General features: G+C 41.2%; 13 protein-coding genes. 8 read left to right on the top strand and 5 right to left on the bottom strand.

Features of this window, described 5'->3' with window-relative positions; genetic code table 11:
* Window position 1: 1 nt before the first annotated feature.
* Entirely contained in the window at window positions 2–2,545 is a 2,544-nt protein-coding gene (locus M2448_RS03160; protein ID WP_280644830.1) for a prolyl oligopeptidase family serine peptidase, read from the bottom strand.
* 211 nt (window positions 2,546–2,756) lie between these two features.
* Between M2448_RS03160 and M2448_RS03155 the strand changes: the two genes are divergently transcribed.
* The gene (locus M2448_RS03155; RefSeq protein WP_280644829.1) at window positions 2,757–3,662 is read left to right on the top strand and encodes a hypothetical protein; all 906 of its coding nucleotides are present in this window, start codon (window positions 2,757–2,759) and stop codon (window positions 3,660–3,662) included.
* 316 nt (window positions 3,663–3,978) lie between these two features.
* Here the strand turns inward: M2448_RS03155 and M2448_RS03150 are convergent, their stop codons facing one another.
* Window positions 3,979–4,971: a glycerophosphodiester phosphodiesterase family protein gene (locus M2448_RS03150; protein WP_280644828.1), complete on the bottom strand. Its 993-nt coding sequence runs from the start codon at window positions 4,969–4,971 to the stop codon at window positions 3,979–3,981.
* Between the two features lie 237 nt (window positions 4,972–5,208).
* Here M2448_RS03150 and kbl point away from each other — a divergent pair, with 237 nt between their 5' ends.
* Entirely contained in the window at window positions 5,209–6,405 is a 1,197-nt protein-coding gene (kbl, locus tag M2448_RS03145) for a glycine C-acetyltransferase (RefSeq protein ID WP_280644827.1), read from the top strand.
* A 15-nt stretch (window positions 6,406–6,420) separates the two neighbouring features.
* The gene (locus tag M2448_RS03140) at window positions 6,421–7,380 is read left to right on the top strand and encodes an NAD-dependent epimerase/dehydratase family protein (RefSeq protein WP_280644826.1); all 960 of its coding nucleotides are present in this window, start codon (window positions 6,421–6,423) and stop codon (window positions 7,378–7,380) included.
* A 211-nt stretch (window positions 7,381–7,591) separates the two neighbouring features.
* On the opposite strand, the gene M2448_RS03135 is transcribed toward M2448_RS03140, so the two are convergent.
* The gene (locus M2448_RS03135; RefSeq protein ID WP_280644825.1) at window positions 7,592–8,353 is read right to left on the bottom strand and encodes a porin family protein; all 762 of its coding nucleotides are present in this window, start codon (window positions 8,351–8,353) and stop codon (window positions 7,592–7,594) included.
* Window positions 8,354–8,424: 71 nt separating this feature from the next.
* On the bottom strand, window positions 8,425–9,075 hold the full coding sequence (locus M2448_RS03130) for an outer membrane beta-barrel protein (protein WP_280644824.1): 651 nt from the start codon (window positions 9,073–9,075) through the stop codon (window positions 8,425–8,427).
* 152 nt (window positions 9,076–9,227) lie between these two features.
* On the opposite strand from M2448_RS03130, the gene M2448_RS03125 reads away from it, so the two are divergent.
* The 5 genes from M2448_RS03125 to M2448_RS03105 all read left to right on the top strand — a co-directional run bounded on the left by M2448_RS03125 (window position 9,228) and on the right by M2448_RS03105 (window position 13,666).
* The gene (locus M2448_RS03125; RefSeq protein ID WP_280644823.1) at window positions 9,228–9,611 is read left to right on the top strand and encodes a hypothetical protein; all 384 of its coding nucleotides are present in this window, start codon (window positions 9,228–9,230) and stop codon (window positions 9,609–9,611) included.
* A 154-nt stretch (window positions 9,612–9,765) separates the two neighbouring features.
* Entirely contained in the window at window positions 9,766–10,326 is a 561-nt protein-coding gene (locus tag M2448_RS03120) for a sigma-70 family RNA polymerase sigma factor (protein WP_280644822.1), read from the top strand.
* A complete protein-coding gene (locus M2448_RS03115; RefSeq protein ID WP_280644821.1) occupies window positions 10,304–11,623 on the top strand; it encodes a porin family protein in 1,320 nt (439 codons plus the stop codon). Before M2448_RS03120 ends, M2448_RS03115 begins: the two co-directional genes overlap by 23 nt.
* Window positions 11,624–11,713: 90 nt before the next feature.
* Window positions 11,714–12,970 carry a hypothetical protein gene (locus M2448_RS03110; RefSeq protein ID WP_280644820.1) on the top strand — a complete coding sequence of 419 codons (1,257 nt, stop codon included), beginning with the start codon at window positions 11,714–11,716 and terminating at the stop codon, window positions 12,968–12,970.
* Between the two features lie 111 nt (window positions 12,971–13,081).
* Window positions 13,082–13,666, top strand: coding sequence for an ACP phosphodiesterase (locus M2448_RS03105; protein WP_280644819.1), 585 nt, complete (start codon window positions 13,082–13,084; stop codon window positions 13,664–13,666).
* 11 nt (window positions 13,667–13,677) lie between these two features.
* Here M2448_RS03105 and M2448_RS03100 read toward each other — a convergent pair whose 3' ends face one another.
* A complete protein-coding gene (locus tag M2448_RS03100) occupies window positions 13,678–14,415 on the bottom strand; it encodes a helix-turn-helix domain-containing protein (protein ID WP_280644818.1) in 738 nt (245 codons plus the stop codon).
* Window positions 14,416–14,644: the final 229 nt, after the last annotated feature.

Genomic DNA, 14,644 nt, shown 5'->3' with positions numbered 1-14,644 from the left:
ATTATTTATTATCCGGATACAAAGCCTTCCACCAACTACCATCATCTTTCAGCCATTTAGAAAACCATGCCATAATGGAATTATTCCATTCTACACGCCGCTTGTAGTTCATCACACCATGATTTTCGTCTTTCACCTGTATAAACTCGGCAGGCTTGCCCAATATCTTTAGGGCGGTGTACATTTGTATGCTCTCTCCTATTGGCACATTGGTATCGACTGTACCATGTGTAAACAGTATCGGCGTATTAATCTTATCTGCACTGAAAAGCGGGCTTTGCTTCACATACAGATCGGGATTATTCCAAGGATAGCTGTGTGCACTTGCACCCGAACTGTAAGTATAACCCCAGTAACCTTCACCCCAGTAGCTGCTGATAGAACTGATACCTGCATGCGACACTGCTGCTGCAAACATATCGGTACGGGTTTGCAAGTACATAGTCATAAATCCACCATAAGAAGCCCCAATACAGCCTATCTTCTTGCTGTCTACATACGGATGGGCTTTCAGAAACTGCTGTGTACCCTCTATAATATCTTCGGCTGTACGCTTGCCCCACGCATTTACGTGCAGGGCGGCAAACTTCTGCCCGTAGCCTGTTGCTCCGCTCGGTTGTACTACATATACCACATAGCCCTGCGATGCAAACACATGCGGGGGATAAGGACCTTCCAATGTACGCGCTGTAGGGCTGGTACCACCATAATAATATACAATAAGCGGATATTTCTTTGACGCATCAAAATTAGGCGGTAGATAGCTACGTCCGCAAATCTCTACCCCGTCTGTATTGGTAAAGTTCCAGTCTTCCATCTTGCCCAGAGTCATTTGCGACAACCTTTCATTGTAGGGATCGGCTATCATTGTCGATTTTTTGCTACTGATATCATAGATATATGCTCTCGTAGAATTGGATGTACTTACCCCATGATATACGGCTGTAGTTGCATTATCGGCTGTAGAGAACGAACGTACCACTTCTTCACTGAGTGGCAGTTTGATAAACGATTTATTTGACGGGTTATAACTGTATATATTCACATAATCCTTATCGGTAGTTGTAAAATAGATCAGCCCGTCTTTTTTGTTCCAGAATCCGTTATCTATACTCGGATCGAAATTCTTCGTTATAGCTTCTACCTTTTTGCTAGACAAATCCATTATAAATGCCAGCCCGTTATAACTATTGGCTATCTGTCTGTCTGCCACATTCAGCCCTATACCACCGAAAGCCTCTCCCGATCCTTGTATCAGTACCTTACGCGCATCCGGCGAAAAGGTTGCCCTGTGTGCAAAGCCTTCGCCTTTCCACAATGTATCAGTTTTCATTGTTGACAGGTCGAGCCTGAACATCGAGTATTTTCGGAAAGGACGCTCAGTCACCGTTTCGTCCGATATAGAGAAGAGTATCTGTTTGCCATCAGCACTGATGTCGTTGAGCCATGTAGAGTGTGCACCATAGGTTATTTGCTGGCTCAGCCCCGATCTGATGTCGTACCGGTAAATAAATGAACGGTTGGTATATCCTGCCTGACGGTCTTCGGGCGATTTCAACAGGCGCAGGTCACTTTTATTCTCATCTCCTTTTTCCTGTTTGCTGTAAAACAACGTCTTTTCATCAGGAGAAAAATAAAACGATTCGTTCGGGATATTTTTCACCAATACATTTTCCTGCAAAGTGGCAGGATCTATCGTTATCAGATTAGTACCTCCTTCAGTTTTGAACAAATAATACAATTTCTCACTGACAGGCATCCAGTTCAGTTGCCCTTTGCCGTTGTCCGTATCGATCAGTACCGATTTGCCTGTACGCACATCATAAAGTTCGCGGGTAGAAGAGCTTTTCTCCCCGAAAGTATTCCGGTACGATACCAGTGCATACTGCCCGTTAGGCGACATATTTGTACCCGTTACGCGTTTGCCCAGTAACATGTCGGTAAAGTTTATAGATCTTTTGTCTGTATTTACAGTCGTAAAAGAGGTGGTAGAATCCGATTTTTCATTCTCGATGAAAACTTTCAGCGCAACCGAAGCTTTGTCTTCCGCAGCTGCCAGCAGTTTGATTACAACGCGGCTGCTCAGCGGATATGACGGACCGAATGCCGCCGAAGCTTCTTTTTCGGCACGCAGGTTATCTTCTTTGGTAGTCTTAGATGCTATAAGTTTATTGTCAACATATATTTCGAGCATATAGGGCGACACTACTTTAATCGTGCCCTTAGCGTATTTATCAGCATTCACATAAAAGGAGAATAACTGAAAAGTCATGCCTTCTTCCGGTTTTTCTGCATAGAAATAACCTGCCGTATCAGCCTTCAAGGGCCTGACGAAAGCTGATTGCTCGGGAATTGTCAGGTTCATCTTCAATATATTTGCATCAGAAAATTTCTCTCCCTTAAGATTGGCTGAGTCTACCAACACAGGGGAAAATACTTTAACAGGGGCAACAGTATATATCTGGGATAACTTTTGTTTCTTCTGGGCGGATAATCCCATCACAACGCTTAAACACAAAAAAAGGAAAAGGCTTCGCAATTTCATACGCTATAGTTTTTATTTAGATTAGATTCAATTTTGATGCTGCAACAACAAAGATAGGGATTATATAGCAGAGCATGAACACTCTAAAAGCAAAAACAAATGGCAGCAATAATGTTTTATAGCATTTTTACTTTATTTTTTACTATAATATATTATCTTTGACACCAACAAGAACACCTTTTATATATTTCAACCTATCATAACAAACAAAATGAAATTTCTGACTCATTTTTACCTTAGCGCAATATTGTTGACAATGATGGTCTCCTGTTCGGAAGAACTCAAGCTTTATCACGAACCGGAGGCGGAACCACCTAAAACATGGATAGTAGAGAAAGTCAATTATCCGGAAAAGCGTTTTGGGTTGATAGACCGTAACAGTCTCGTATTTTCATATGATGACGAGTATCAAATGACTTTGCTGGCAATTCCCCAAAGTGAAGAGTATAAAATAGACAAGCTGGATAAGGACAAATGCGTATCTTACTCTAAAAGCCGAGAAAGCGGTTCGACAATAATATACGACAGCATTCTTGTGAAACTTGATGCCGGTGGTCGTGCTATGTACTCGCGCCATGTGACATACAAAGAAACGAATAACGAAGGTGAAATTTCAAAAGAACGGTCACAGAACGATTCGGTACATTTTACATACGATGCTGCCGGATACCTCATTCTGATGCAAAGTTATTCACATGCAGGTGATACTCAGTCTCGATATGAGGAGGAATACGTTATTGAGAATGGAAATATAAAGGAAATATCTACATCTAAAGGTGTTAACTATACCTATACCTACGATGATACAGAATACGAGCCTGTAACCAAGTATGCCTACGAAATGCCTCTGAATACTCAGAGCCTGAAAGGCGCAAGTTGTATTTTGGTGACAAACCTGGTATATATATCCGACTATATAGGCAAAAGCAATAAAAACAATGTACTGAGCGTTGTCGCCTCCAAAGGCGGGGAACAATACGCCGAGTTAGCTTATGCTTATACATTCGATGAATACAAATTGGTTTCGGAAGTAAAAATATCGGGAACAATCAACAACCAGACTATTCCGGATGATTATATTACCACTTTCACATACGCCGAAAAGACACAAAAATAATATAGTAGAGCCGGAAATATCCGGCTTTTTTTTGTTGAAATAATTATAACTTGTTATAATAAAAAACAACCGAACCCGATCGCAGGTAATAAGTAAGATTTGAGAGATTCTTATTATCTTTAATCAGGCTCGGGAGGCTAAGGGGAATAGCCTATTTTACAGAAGCTGCTTGTCCCCGTTTTCGCGGGTACACTATATAGAGTCTTCTTCCTCCCGGATTCCATAAACAACTATATTTTTTCAGAAAAAAATAAAAGGCTTTGAGCTCATTACTGTCCCAAAGCCTTTAATATATCTGTTTTTCTCCCTGCCTGTATTACCGCGAACCGAGTATATTCAGCAACAGTTCGGGTTCATCTGTAGTTATATAATCTATGCCCTGACCAAGCATACTACGCAAATCATCCTCTTTATTTACCGTCCACGCATTTGTCAGCAAACCTTTATCTCTTGCTTTTTGTGCCAGACCTGCATCTTTAATAAAGTTGCTGTAATGATAGTCTATTCCCGACATCCCAGCCGTCTTCACTTCATCCAGCGTTTTATTGGCTTCCAGATACAATATCTTTGCAGACGGGTCTAATTCTCGTATGCGCTCGGCAGCCTCGAAGCTGAATGTTATATAATCTACCCACGCCTGAGCCTTCATATCGTGTACCATCCGTACCGAAGCCTCTGCCACTGCTTTGCTCCGCTCCACTCCCAGTTGTGATGCTTTCACTTCCAAGACCAGACGGGTTTTGTTCTGTTTTTTTATGCGCTCTATGTATTGAACCAGACTTGGCAGATAATCACCGTCTTTCAATGGTATTGTGTACAACTCCTTTGCTGTGGTTTCTTCCACTTTTTTGCCACCTATTACAGGATCGTGAGAAAGCACCACCTCATTATCTGCCGAAAGCCATACATCGAACTCCGAAGCTTCACAGCCTATTTCGATAGCTTTGTCCAGCGCTTTCAGCGAATTTTGGCTTGCATCCTGATTTTTCCATGCACCGCGATGGGCAATCACTTTATTGCGGATAAAGTTATCTTTGACCAGTTCGAAAGCTTTCTTTAGAGTTCCGCTCTTCAATACTATTTCGTAGCTCTGAGGTGAAGCATCGGTCAGCATGGCATTTTTTTTCAGACTTATATAGCCATCTCTATCCAGAACAAATAAACCGGAACTATCAGATTCCATCGACAGTTTTTCACCTGTAGGGTTTATCACTTTACCTATACGGATTCCTTTTTTTTCGATAGGAACAGCATAATTATCGAGGACAAGTGATGCTGCTTTATCGGACTGAGTATGTGTTGTAGTCATATTTAGCAAAAAAAATGACAGAATAAACAAAAATAATACGTGTTTCATGATTACATTTACATTTTTCGATCGTATATTATATTGGACTGCTAAAGATAGATATTTTTATTATTTTATGTGGTCACTCATTATATTGTTATATGATTTATTCACATTCTTTGTTAACGGGAAAATATTTCATAATTTCACTCAATATATGTATTGACTTTTTGCTACCTTTACATCAAAATTTTGACTATGAATACATATTCCAGCTTTCAAAAACATCTGCAAAACGAGCTTGCTGATATAAAATCGGCAGGATTGTACAAAAATGAACGTATTATAACTTCTCCTCAGGGGGCAGAAATACGTGTGAGTACCGGACAAGAAGTATTGAACTTCTGCGCCAACAACTATCTGGGATTATCGGACAGTAAGGAACTGATAGAAGCTGCGAAACAGGCGATGGATTCGCGCGGATTCGGTATGTCGTCGGTACGTTTCATCTGTGGGACACAAGACCTGCACAAGCAACTGGAGGCTGCTATCGCAAAGTTCTTCGGCACAGAAGATACTATACTGTATGCTGCCTGCTTCGATGCTAACGGTGGTGTGTTCGAGCCCCTGCTGACCGATCAGGATGCTATTATCTCCGATTCGCTTAACCATGCCTCTATTATAGACGGCGTACGTCTCTGCAAAGCAGTGCGTTACCGTTATGCAAATGCAGATATGGCCGATTTGGAAAAGCAACTGCAAGCAGCTCAGGAACAACGCTTCCGCATAATCGTTACCGACGGAGTATTCTCTATGGATGGCAATGTAGCGCCGCTGGATAAGATATACGAACTGGCTCAGAAATACGATGCCATGATAATGGTAGACGAATCGCACTCTGCCGGAGTAGTTGGCAAAACAGGACGCGGAACTACCGAACTATTCAACTTGAAAGGACAAGTTGAGATCATTACCGGCACACTGGGCAAATCGTTCGGTGGAGCTATCGGAGGATTCACTACCGGAAAGAAAGAAATAATAGATATGTTGCGCCAGCGCTCGCGCCCTTACCTGTTTTCGAACTCTATACCACCGTCTATAGCCGGCGCAGGCATAAAGATGTTTGAAATGATGGAACGCAGCAACGAGTTGCAAGACAAGCTGCATAGCAATACCGACTACTTCGTGGAAAAAATGAAAGCTGCCGGATTCGACATCAAGCCTACGCAGTCGTCTATATGTGCCGTTATGCTCTACGATGCGAAGCTGTCGCAGGATATGGCTTCTAAGCTATTAGATGAAGGTATTTACGTTACAGGATTCTATTATCCGGTAGTACCTAAAGAACTTGCCCGCATACGTGTTCAGATATCGGCAGGACATGAAAAAGCACATCTGGATAAATGTATCGCTGCCTTTATAAAAATAGGAAAAGAATTAGGCGTAATAAAATAACAATATAGTCATCGTATGAAAAACATTCTTATTGTAGGTAGTACCGGCCAGATAGGCTCGGAATTAAGTATCAGGCTGCGCTCAATATACGGCGACAGCAATGTAATCTGCGGATATTACAAACCTCCCTATCCTGAAGGATTTTTCGATTGGGGGCCTACTGTAGAAATAGATGCTACCGATGCACAGCAGATAGCAGATGCGGTAAAGAAATACAATATAGATACGATTTACAATCTGGCTGCTATATTATCGGCAACGGCAGAGAAAAACCCAAAATTGGGTTGGGAAGTAGGTGTAGGCAGCCTGATGAACTGCCTGGATGTAGCCCGCGATTTCAATTGTGCTGTATTCACACCAAGTTCGATAGGTGCCTTCGGGCCTGATACGCCAAAAGACAAGACCCCTCAGGATACCGTACAACGACCGAATACAGTCTATGGTATTACGAAAGTAATGGGCGAACTTCTCAGTGACTACTATTACACCCGCTGGAAGGTTGATACACGCTCGGTACGTTTTCCGGGAATTATATCCAATCTGACACATCCCGGTGGCGGTACGACCGACTATGCTGTGGAAATATATTACAATGCTGTGAAGGAAGAAAAATTCGTCTGCCCGCTAAAGGCCGGCACTTTCATGGACATGATGTATATGCCCGATGCACTGAATGCGGCCATCAACATTATGGAAGCTAATCCAGACAAACTTATACACCGCAATTCGTTCAACATAGCAGCTATGAGCTTCGATCCCGAAATGCTGTATAGTGCTATCAAAAAGCACTATCCTGACTTTGTTATGGAATATGATGTAGACCCGCTGAAACAGGCGATAGCCGATTCGTGGCCTAATTCATTGGACGATACCTGTGCCCGTCAGGAATGGGGCTGGAGCCCGGAGTACGATCTGGAAAAGATGACTGCCGACATGATAAAGGTTCTGAAAGAAAGAAATATACATCTTCAATAATATTTTATACCACTATTTTCACAGAAACAGGGAACATGCGATATGCTCCCTGTTTTTATTTTTAAGGTAAAATCTGTCGTACACACCAAAATTCAAAGAATGATTCAGATTATTCGTAGGGGCGAATATCTTTGACTCCGTCGATTTTCAATTCGCTCCTACAAGTATTAAAAAAAAGCTATAAATTTCGAAGTCTTTATCTTATGTAGATTTAAAATACACGAAACCCTAACCCTACAAATAAATTCATATTATAAGACGATCCATCTCCTTCTTTTATCTGATTTATAAAGCCATATTCATAGCCTACATTCAGCAGAAAACGATGATACTCTATTCCCACATTACCCCGCAGTCCCATATCAAAGCGTTTCAGTATATCGAACGATTTTACATCATATCCCCGACCTACTGCTATGGTAAAGTCATTCGATTCATTCATCCCGTTCCCGGGTATTGTAAATGAAGATCTTGCTGCTATCACTTGTGATGTTTTTGATTTTCCCCCGATACCATAACCAAAATATGGGCCTAAGGATAGATTCATCCTTATTTTCTCAGATACTGAAAGCCTGTAACCGCCCATAAGCGGAATTGTAATATATTGGGTATTATACTTTCCATCTGCGGCACTGGCATAATAATATGTATCATTAAGATCTATTCTTTCATCCTGAATAATAGTTGCAAGCTCACTCCCCCTCATCATCCCCGATTCATGGTCTTTCACTTTAGCTCCTTTATTAGAGAATCCGATCCCCGTCTGTAAAAAGAAATTCTTAGGCAGATTATACTCGAAAGTTGCATTGAAATTATATCCGGCCTTCAGCTTTGTTTTCAGATTACTTATATCCATATCCGAAAGGTTAAGCGCTCCATTCACCGTCATCGAATAAAGTGATTTCTGAGCAAACACAGTGCTTCCCGCTATCACGATAGCAGCTAACAGAATTAAAGTCTTTTTAATAAGCATAGATATTGATGTTTAGTTAATTTAGTGGTGATCCGAAAACGGGCAAACTAACATGGGTCATGCCTGATAATCTACTGTTTCAAAATATAATTAAAGCCTATTCCCAGTTGTATCGGAGTGGTGTTCTTAAACTTTATAGATTCCGGTTTTACTTTTGAGAAATCGAATGTATTATATCCCAGCCAGCAGTTTATAGCCCATCGGTCATTCACCGGAAACTGGTATCCTGCTCTGATCTCGTACTGGAAATGCCACTTATGGGCAGAACCCTGCATATCGGTTATTTTATCCAGATCGAGATTCATACGGGTATATGAAAACCTGTTCTCAAGATAGATAAAGCGCGGTCTGTCCTTCTTTTCATCATAGCCGATGGGTAAGTATATTTTAGGCGCTATATAGGGTGCCAGATATGTTCCCCTGTATATATCCTCTCCTCCCAAACTATTATTTCCAAGCGGATCAAGTCCCCAATTAAGATCGGTAAAATTGATCTTCTGATTGAATCCTCCGAACCTGAATCCGGCCTCGACTCCGAAAAAGAAAATAAAATCGTATTCATAGCCTACACTTACTCCGGCAGCCAGCGGATTACCTCTATTACTATCGAAATAATGCGCTCCGAAAGACAGATCTATTCCGGTATTCAACTTATGCCCTTCCTGAGCAACAACAGGCATAGAAATTATCACAGTCAGTAGAAATAATATCCGTGTTTTCATAATCTTATTGTTTTTTGATCTTTCTTCTTCAAACCGGGCAAATCAAGCAATGGCTATAGGACAAACAAACTCATGGAATACAAATCTAAAGAAAAAAATGATATAAGGTGTCTGATAATTTTATATATTGCACCTTATTTGATAAAATAACGATGAAAAAGCTTATCTTTTGTTGTTTATGTATATTCATACTGATGGCATGCGGCGAACGCCATGCTATTGCAGGTCGTTGGGCGATGGAACTCGACGATTCGGGCGATACGTCTTTCCTTATAGCAAACGATTCTATATGCTCGCCCGAACTAAGGTTTGAAAGAGATACTATCTACATGGATATAAAAAACGACGGAAAGACATCGAGCAGCACTTTTATGGGCATATACAGTATCAAAGACGACCAGATAAGGGTGGTAGACCAACTGGGAAAAGAACGGATATGCAGATTCAGAATAGAAGACAGCATAATGACTGTTACAGACATAAGCCAACCTGATAAGATAGTTATGCGCCTGAGAAGAATCAATGAGAACGGATAACAGTTTTACTCCTTATTTTATTTCACAAATAAAGCTTCCCGTTAAGGAGGCTTTGTTTGTATAAGAGTTTATTTAAATTAACATCAAAATATTTGTACCCTGATGCAACTTATTTCAGTCATTTTGCATCAAGTAAAGTAGAGAGTATCAGCTGATGGAGGAAGAGTTACTAATCGCGGGATGTAAACGTGGCGAATCATGGGCTCGTAAACAAATTTACGAGCAATACGCACCTGTCATGATGGGTGTATGTATGCGCTATGTGAACAACCGGGAAACAGCTCGCGACTTGCTTCAGGACGGATTTATCAGAGTATTTACTAAAATAGATATGTATTCCGGAACAGGCTCGCTGGGTGGATGGATACGGCGTGTTTTTGTAACTACGGCTCTCGAACACCTCCGCAAGAATGATACGCTCAAGCAAAGTGTAAGCATCGACGAATACTACGATGCGGCGGATAATAAAGATTATTCCGTTTTAGAACAGCTTTCTGCCGAAGAACTGATGGCTTGTATAGCCAGGCTTCCCAGCGGGTTTCGTACTGTGTTCAACCTTTTTGCCATAGAAGGTTATTCACATGCCGAAATAGCTGAAATGCTGAATATAAAAGAAAGCACCTCTCGTTCACAATTTATCAGGGCACGAAAAGCCCTGCAAAAAAATGTGCAATCATTAATAACGCATGAAGATGCCAGACTTGAAAAATTATAATGAACCTTCGGACGATTTCAGTAAGCTGATACAGCAGAAACTGGAAGACTATCGTATGCCTGTCGATGAAGCGTGTTGGGACGAAATAGAACAACGCCTCCAGCCGAAAGGCAACAGGCGGTTCATGTGGTGGATCGGGGGTGCAGCAGCTTCCATAGTCGTTATAATATCAGCGTTACTATTCAACTCGCAGGGCAATGATGTATCCCCACTGAAAATGATTACAGCAGGAGAAATAGTGATGCCGCCGAAACATGAAAGGAAAACAGAAGAAAGTACTCAAAATATAGAAACCATCACTCCGGCTGCCCCTGTCTACCAGAGTATGGTGCCATTAATAAGCAGGCAGACAGCCCGTAATAACATAGCACTCAATAGCGGCGATCAGCAGGATACCAATACAATCATAGATCAGATTATAACAGCTATAGACACTGTAAATCTGGCTGACAATATAACGGGGAATGCTACCGACAATACTCCGGTTGGTAATACTCTGCCGGACAAACAGTTGCCGGATAACGAGCAAACATCTGACAAGCAAGCGTCTACCCCATCCGAAAGCAAAAAAAGCAATGCTGCACAGAGCCGCAAAACGGAAAGACTGCTGCTACCCGAAAAAGAAAGATCAGATAATAACTGGCTTCTTGCCGCTTCGGTATCTTCGAGTAATGGGATATCTACAGAGGGATCAAATAACCTTATGTTCAGTAATATGAGTGCCGATGCATCTTCTCCCGATGGCGCATCTCTGTTATTTGCTAACAATATGCTGGAATCAGAAGAATTCTCTGAAATTGACCATGCAGTACCACTCTCTTTCGGCATCACCGTGAGAAAGGATATAAACGAACGTATAGGTGTAGAGACAGGGTTAGTTTACACATACCTGTCTACCACCATGAAGAAAACCGGTACGCCATACTATCAGGCAAAACAGGAAATTCATTATCTGGGAGTTCCGCTCAATCTGGTAGTCTATCTGTGGAACAATCCGAAGTGGAACGTATATATATCGGGCGGTGGAATGGCCGAAAAAGGACTTAAAGGAATCTACTCGCAGGATATGTTCGTCAACAAAGAAAAAACGTCAAACATACGAGACAAAGGCAGTGTAAATGGCATGCAATGGTCACTTAACGCCTCAGTGGGAGCATCATACAACTTCTACAACGGTTGGGGACTGTACGTTGAGCCTCGTCTTTCGTACTACTTCGACAACAATCAGCCAATGAGTATCCGCACCGATAAAAACACCGTATTCGGACTCGGAGCAGGACTCAGATTCCAGTTCTGATGCAGCTATAATTTCATTTCCGATTTTATTATACAATATTATATAAAATGGTAAGCCCAATTATTCTAACACTTAAAAAAAATTACAACTATGAAGAAAATTCTATTTGCAATTTTTATCCCTCTACTATATCTTTCGTACGGTTGTAGCGACGATAATTACGAAACATATACCTATCAGATAAACGAACCGGTATTTATGGATGCTAAAGAGTTCCGCAACTCTGTAAAAGTATCGACTACACCACAGGAAATAACCAATCAGGGCAAGATATGTTTCTACAATGGATATCTGTACATCTCCGAACCTGAAAAAGGAATACACATTATAGATAACCGTATGCCCGAAAATCCGAAAAACATCGGTTTTATCGAGATTCTAGGAAACGCCGACCTATCGGTGCGCGAGAATATACTTTATGCAGATGCCTATGTAGACCTCGTTTGGTTCGACATGACCAATCCGGCTAAACCTGAACTGAAAGGAAGGCTTAATGATGTATTTATCCTTGCTCTGCCTACTATAGAGAATGGCGCAGGCTATGACTACGAGATGTATCATAGCCAAAGGGCTGAGAAAGGAGTGGTTGTAGGATGGAATCTTGTAGAACGTAGTGTGCAGATAGCTAAAAATAAGCCCGGCAAATATGATGATTATGCATCGTCCGAAAGTGGAGGTGGTAAAAGCAATGGAGTTAACGGTTCTATGTCGCGTTTCAGCCTGTATAAAGATTACCTGTACACAGTAATAAATAATCAGATGAACATCTTCAAACTGACAAACGACAAGCCCGAAATGGTAAATGAGAATATACATATAGGCTGGGATGTGGAAACAATCTTCAACTATGGTGACAATATGTTTATGGGAACTCCGCGTGGACTGATCATATACTCCGTAGCCGATCCGGTAAAACCCGAATACCAGTCTGCCATATCTCATATTTTCGGATGCGACCCGGTGGTAGTCGACAACAACATTGCATATGTAACCATACGCACAGGTAATTTCTGCGGACAGAATGCGAATGAATTACTCGCTATAGATGTGACCGATGTGAAGAAACCAAAAAATATTGCATCCTATGCTATGAAAAACCCTAAAGGTCTCGGCATAGACAACAATACTCTATTCTTGTGTGATGAAGGGTTGAAGATATACAATTCGGAAGACCCGCAAACACTGATGGCCAATAAGCTGGCACACTATGAAGGCATGGACGGCTACGACGTTATTCCGTACAACAATATACTGATGATGATAGCTGATGACGGATTGTATCAGTACGACTATTCCGATCTGCAAAACATCAAACAAATAAGCAAGTTCCCTATTGTTAAGCAATAGTTTCTGATAAGTGACGTGTGTATGCAGCCATATCTTCGGGTATGGCTGTTTTTTGTAGCGATTGCAATTTATAAAACGTATCTTTGTTTCTTTACTGAAAAGAGAACTAGAATGAACTTTCTTGCACATGCATACTTATCTTTTGGCGACCCCGATGTATTGATGGGAAACATGATTGCCGACCTTGTCAAAGGCAAGCAAATCGAACTATACCCCGAAGCCGTACAGCGGGGAATACACATACACCGGCAAATAGACGCTTTCACCGACAATCATCCTGTTACACATGAGACGGCCGAAGTATTCCGTACTTCGGCAGGAAAGTATGCAGGAGCGTTCCTCGATGTGGCTTACGATCATTTTCTGGCTCTCGATGAGTTGAATATCCCCAAAGGCGGATGGCATGCTTTCTCAGAAAGGTCATACAATCAGATCGAACAATACGGAGACATCTTTCCCGAAAAATTTCTCTCGATGTTTATGTATATGAGAAGCGAAGACTGGTTCTACAATTACCGTTACGGCTGGATGATAGAACGCAGTTTCGAAAGGCTAAAGAATCGTGCCAGTTATCTGGACGACGACGCTCCCGTTTTTGAAGAATTCGAACAGCATTATAAAACGATAGAATCGGGCTATAACGTCTTTTTCCCCGAACTAAAAGCCCATATCAGGGAAATATCGCAAACTAGATAAATTCCACGTTCTCAGAATGTGCTGGATACGCGCTGCACAATATTCATCAACTGGCAGATGCTATCCATTTTCAGTTCAAAATCGGCATATTCCGGCGATGGATTCAGCGAATGGCACGTTATGGTCCCCTTCTCTATATTCTGATCTATAATTTGCTTGCAAAGTATTGTATTGTCCAATACAATTATCCAGTTCGGAAAATCTTCCGTATGCAGTTTGTTGCGCCAATGTTCCTTTCCTAATTCGCGTGCCAGTACTATATCACCATTACTCAGACTGCGCTTTGTATCATTGTCCATACTATCACCCTTTATTTCGAAGGCAAAATAACGACCGTGTCCTATCTTATCTACGATGAAATCGAACTCTTCGAAGTCCTCATCCAGCATTTCGGCATCCCTGTACTCATCTATATACTTCGCATAGGCTTTCACCGGAATGAAGGGTACACGCATACGGTACTTACCGTTTGCCATCTCGTAATATTTTGTACCCGATTTGGTTATCAGATAAGGATCTTCACCTTTCACCTTATTCGAACGGCTCATTTTGCCTTCACCCTTCAGCAACCAGTCTTCGTTTACTCCGAAATATGTTGCCAGTATGGAGATATTCGATTTGTTAGGGTTGGTCTTACCTTCGATGTAGTTTGCTATAGTACCTTTTGTTATAGCCGTATCTTTCCATATACGATAAGCGGTTACTCCATCCTTCTCCAATAAATACTTCAACCTGTCTTTAAATTCCATAGTCCGCTTTTTTAGTTCATAAATAGTTTAAAATCAGTCAAAAGATGATCTTATAGGCAAATATAGTAAAATATTGTATCAATGAAGCAATATTAAGCCAAAAATCATCATTTCATCGAAAAAAATAACATTTCAACCCATTTTTACATATCATATTTTTAACACTTTAGTTATTTAAGGATAAACAATAATCTTCTTTTGATTGTTATTCTAATAAATATCTTATATT

It is taken from the genome of Dysgonomonas sp. PF1-14 (genome assembly GCF_029892965.1).
Lineage (GTDB): Bacteria > Bacteroidota > Bacteroidia > Bacteroidales > Dysgonomonadaceae > Dysgonomonas.
The sequence above is the reverse complement of the archived record's forward strand: the minus strand, read 5'-3'. Positions and strand labels throughout refer to the sequence as shown.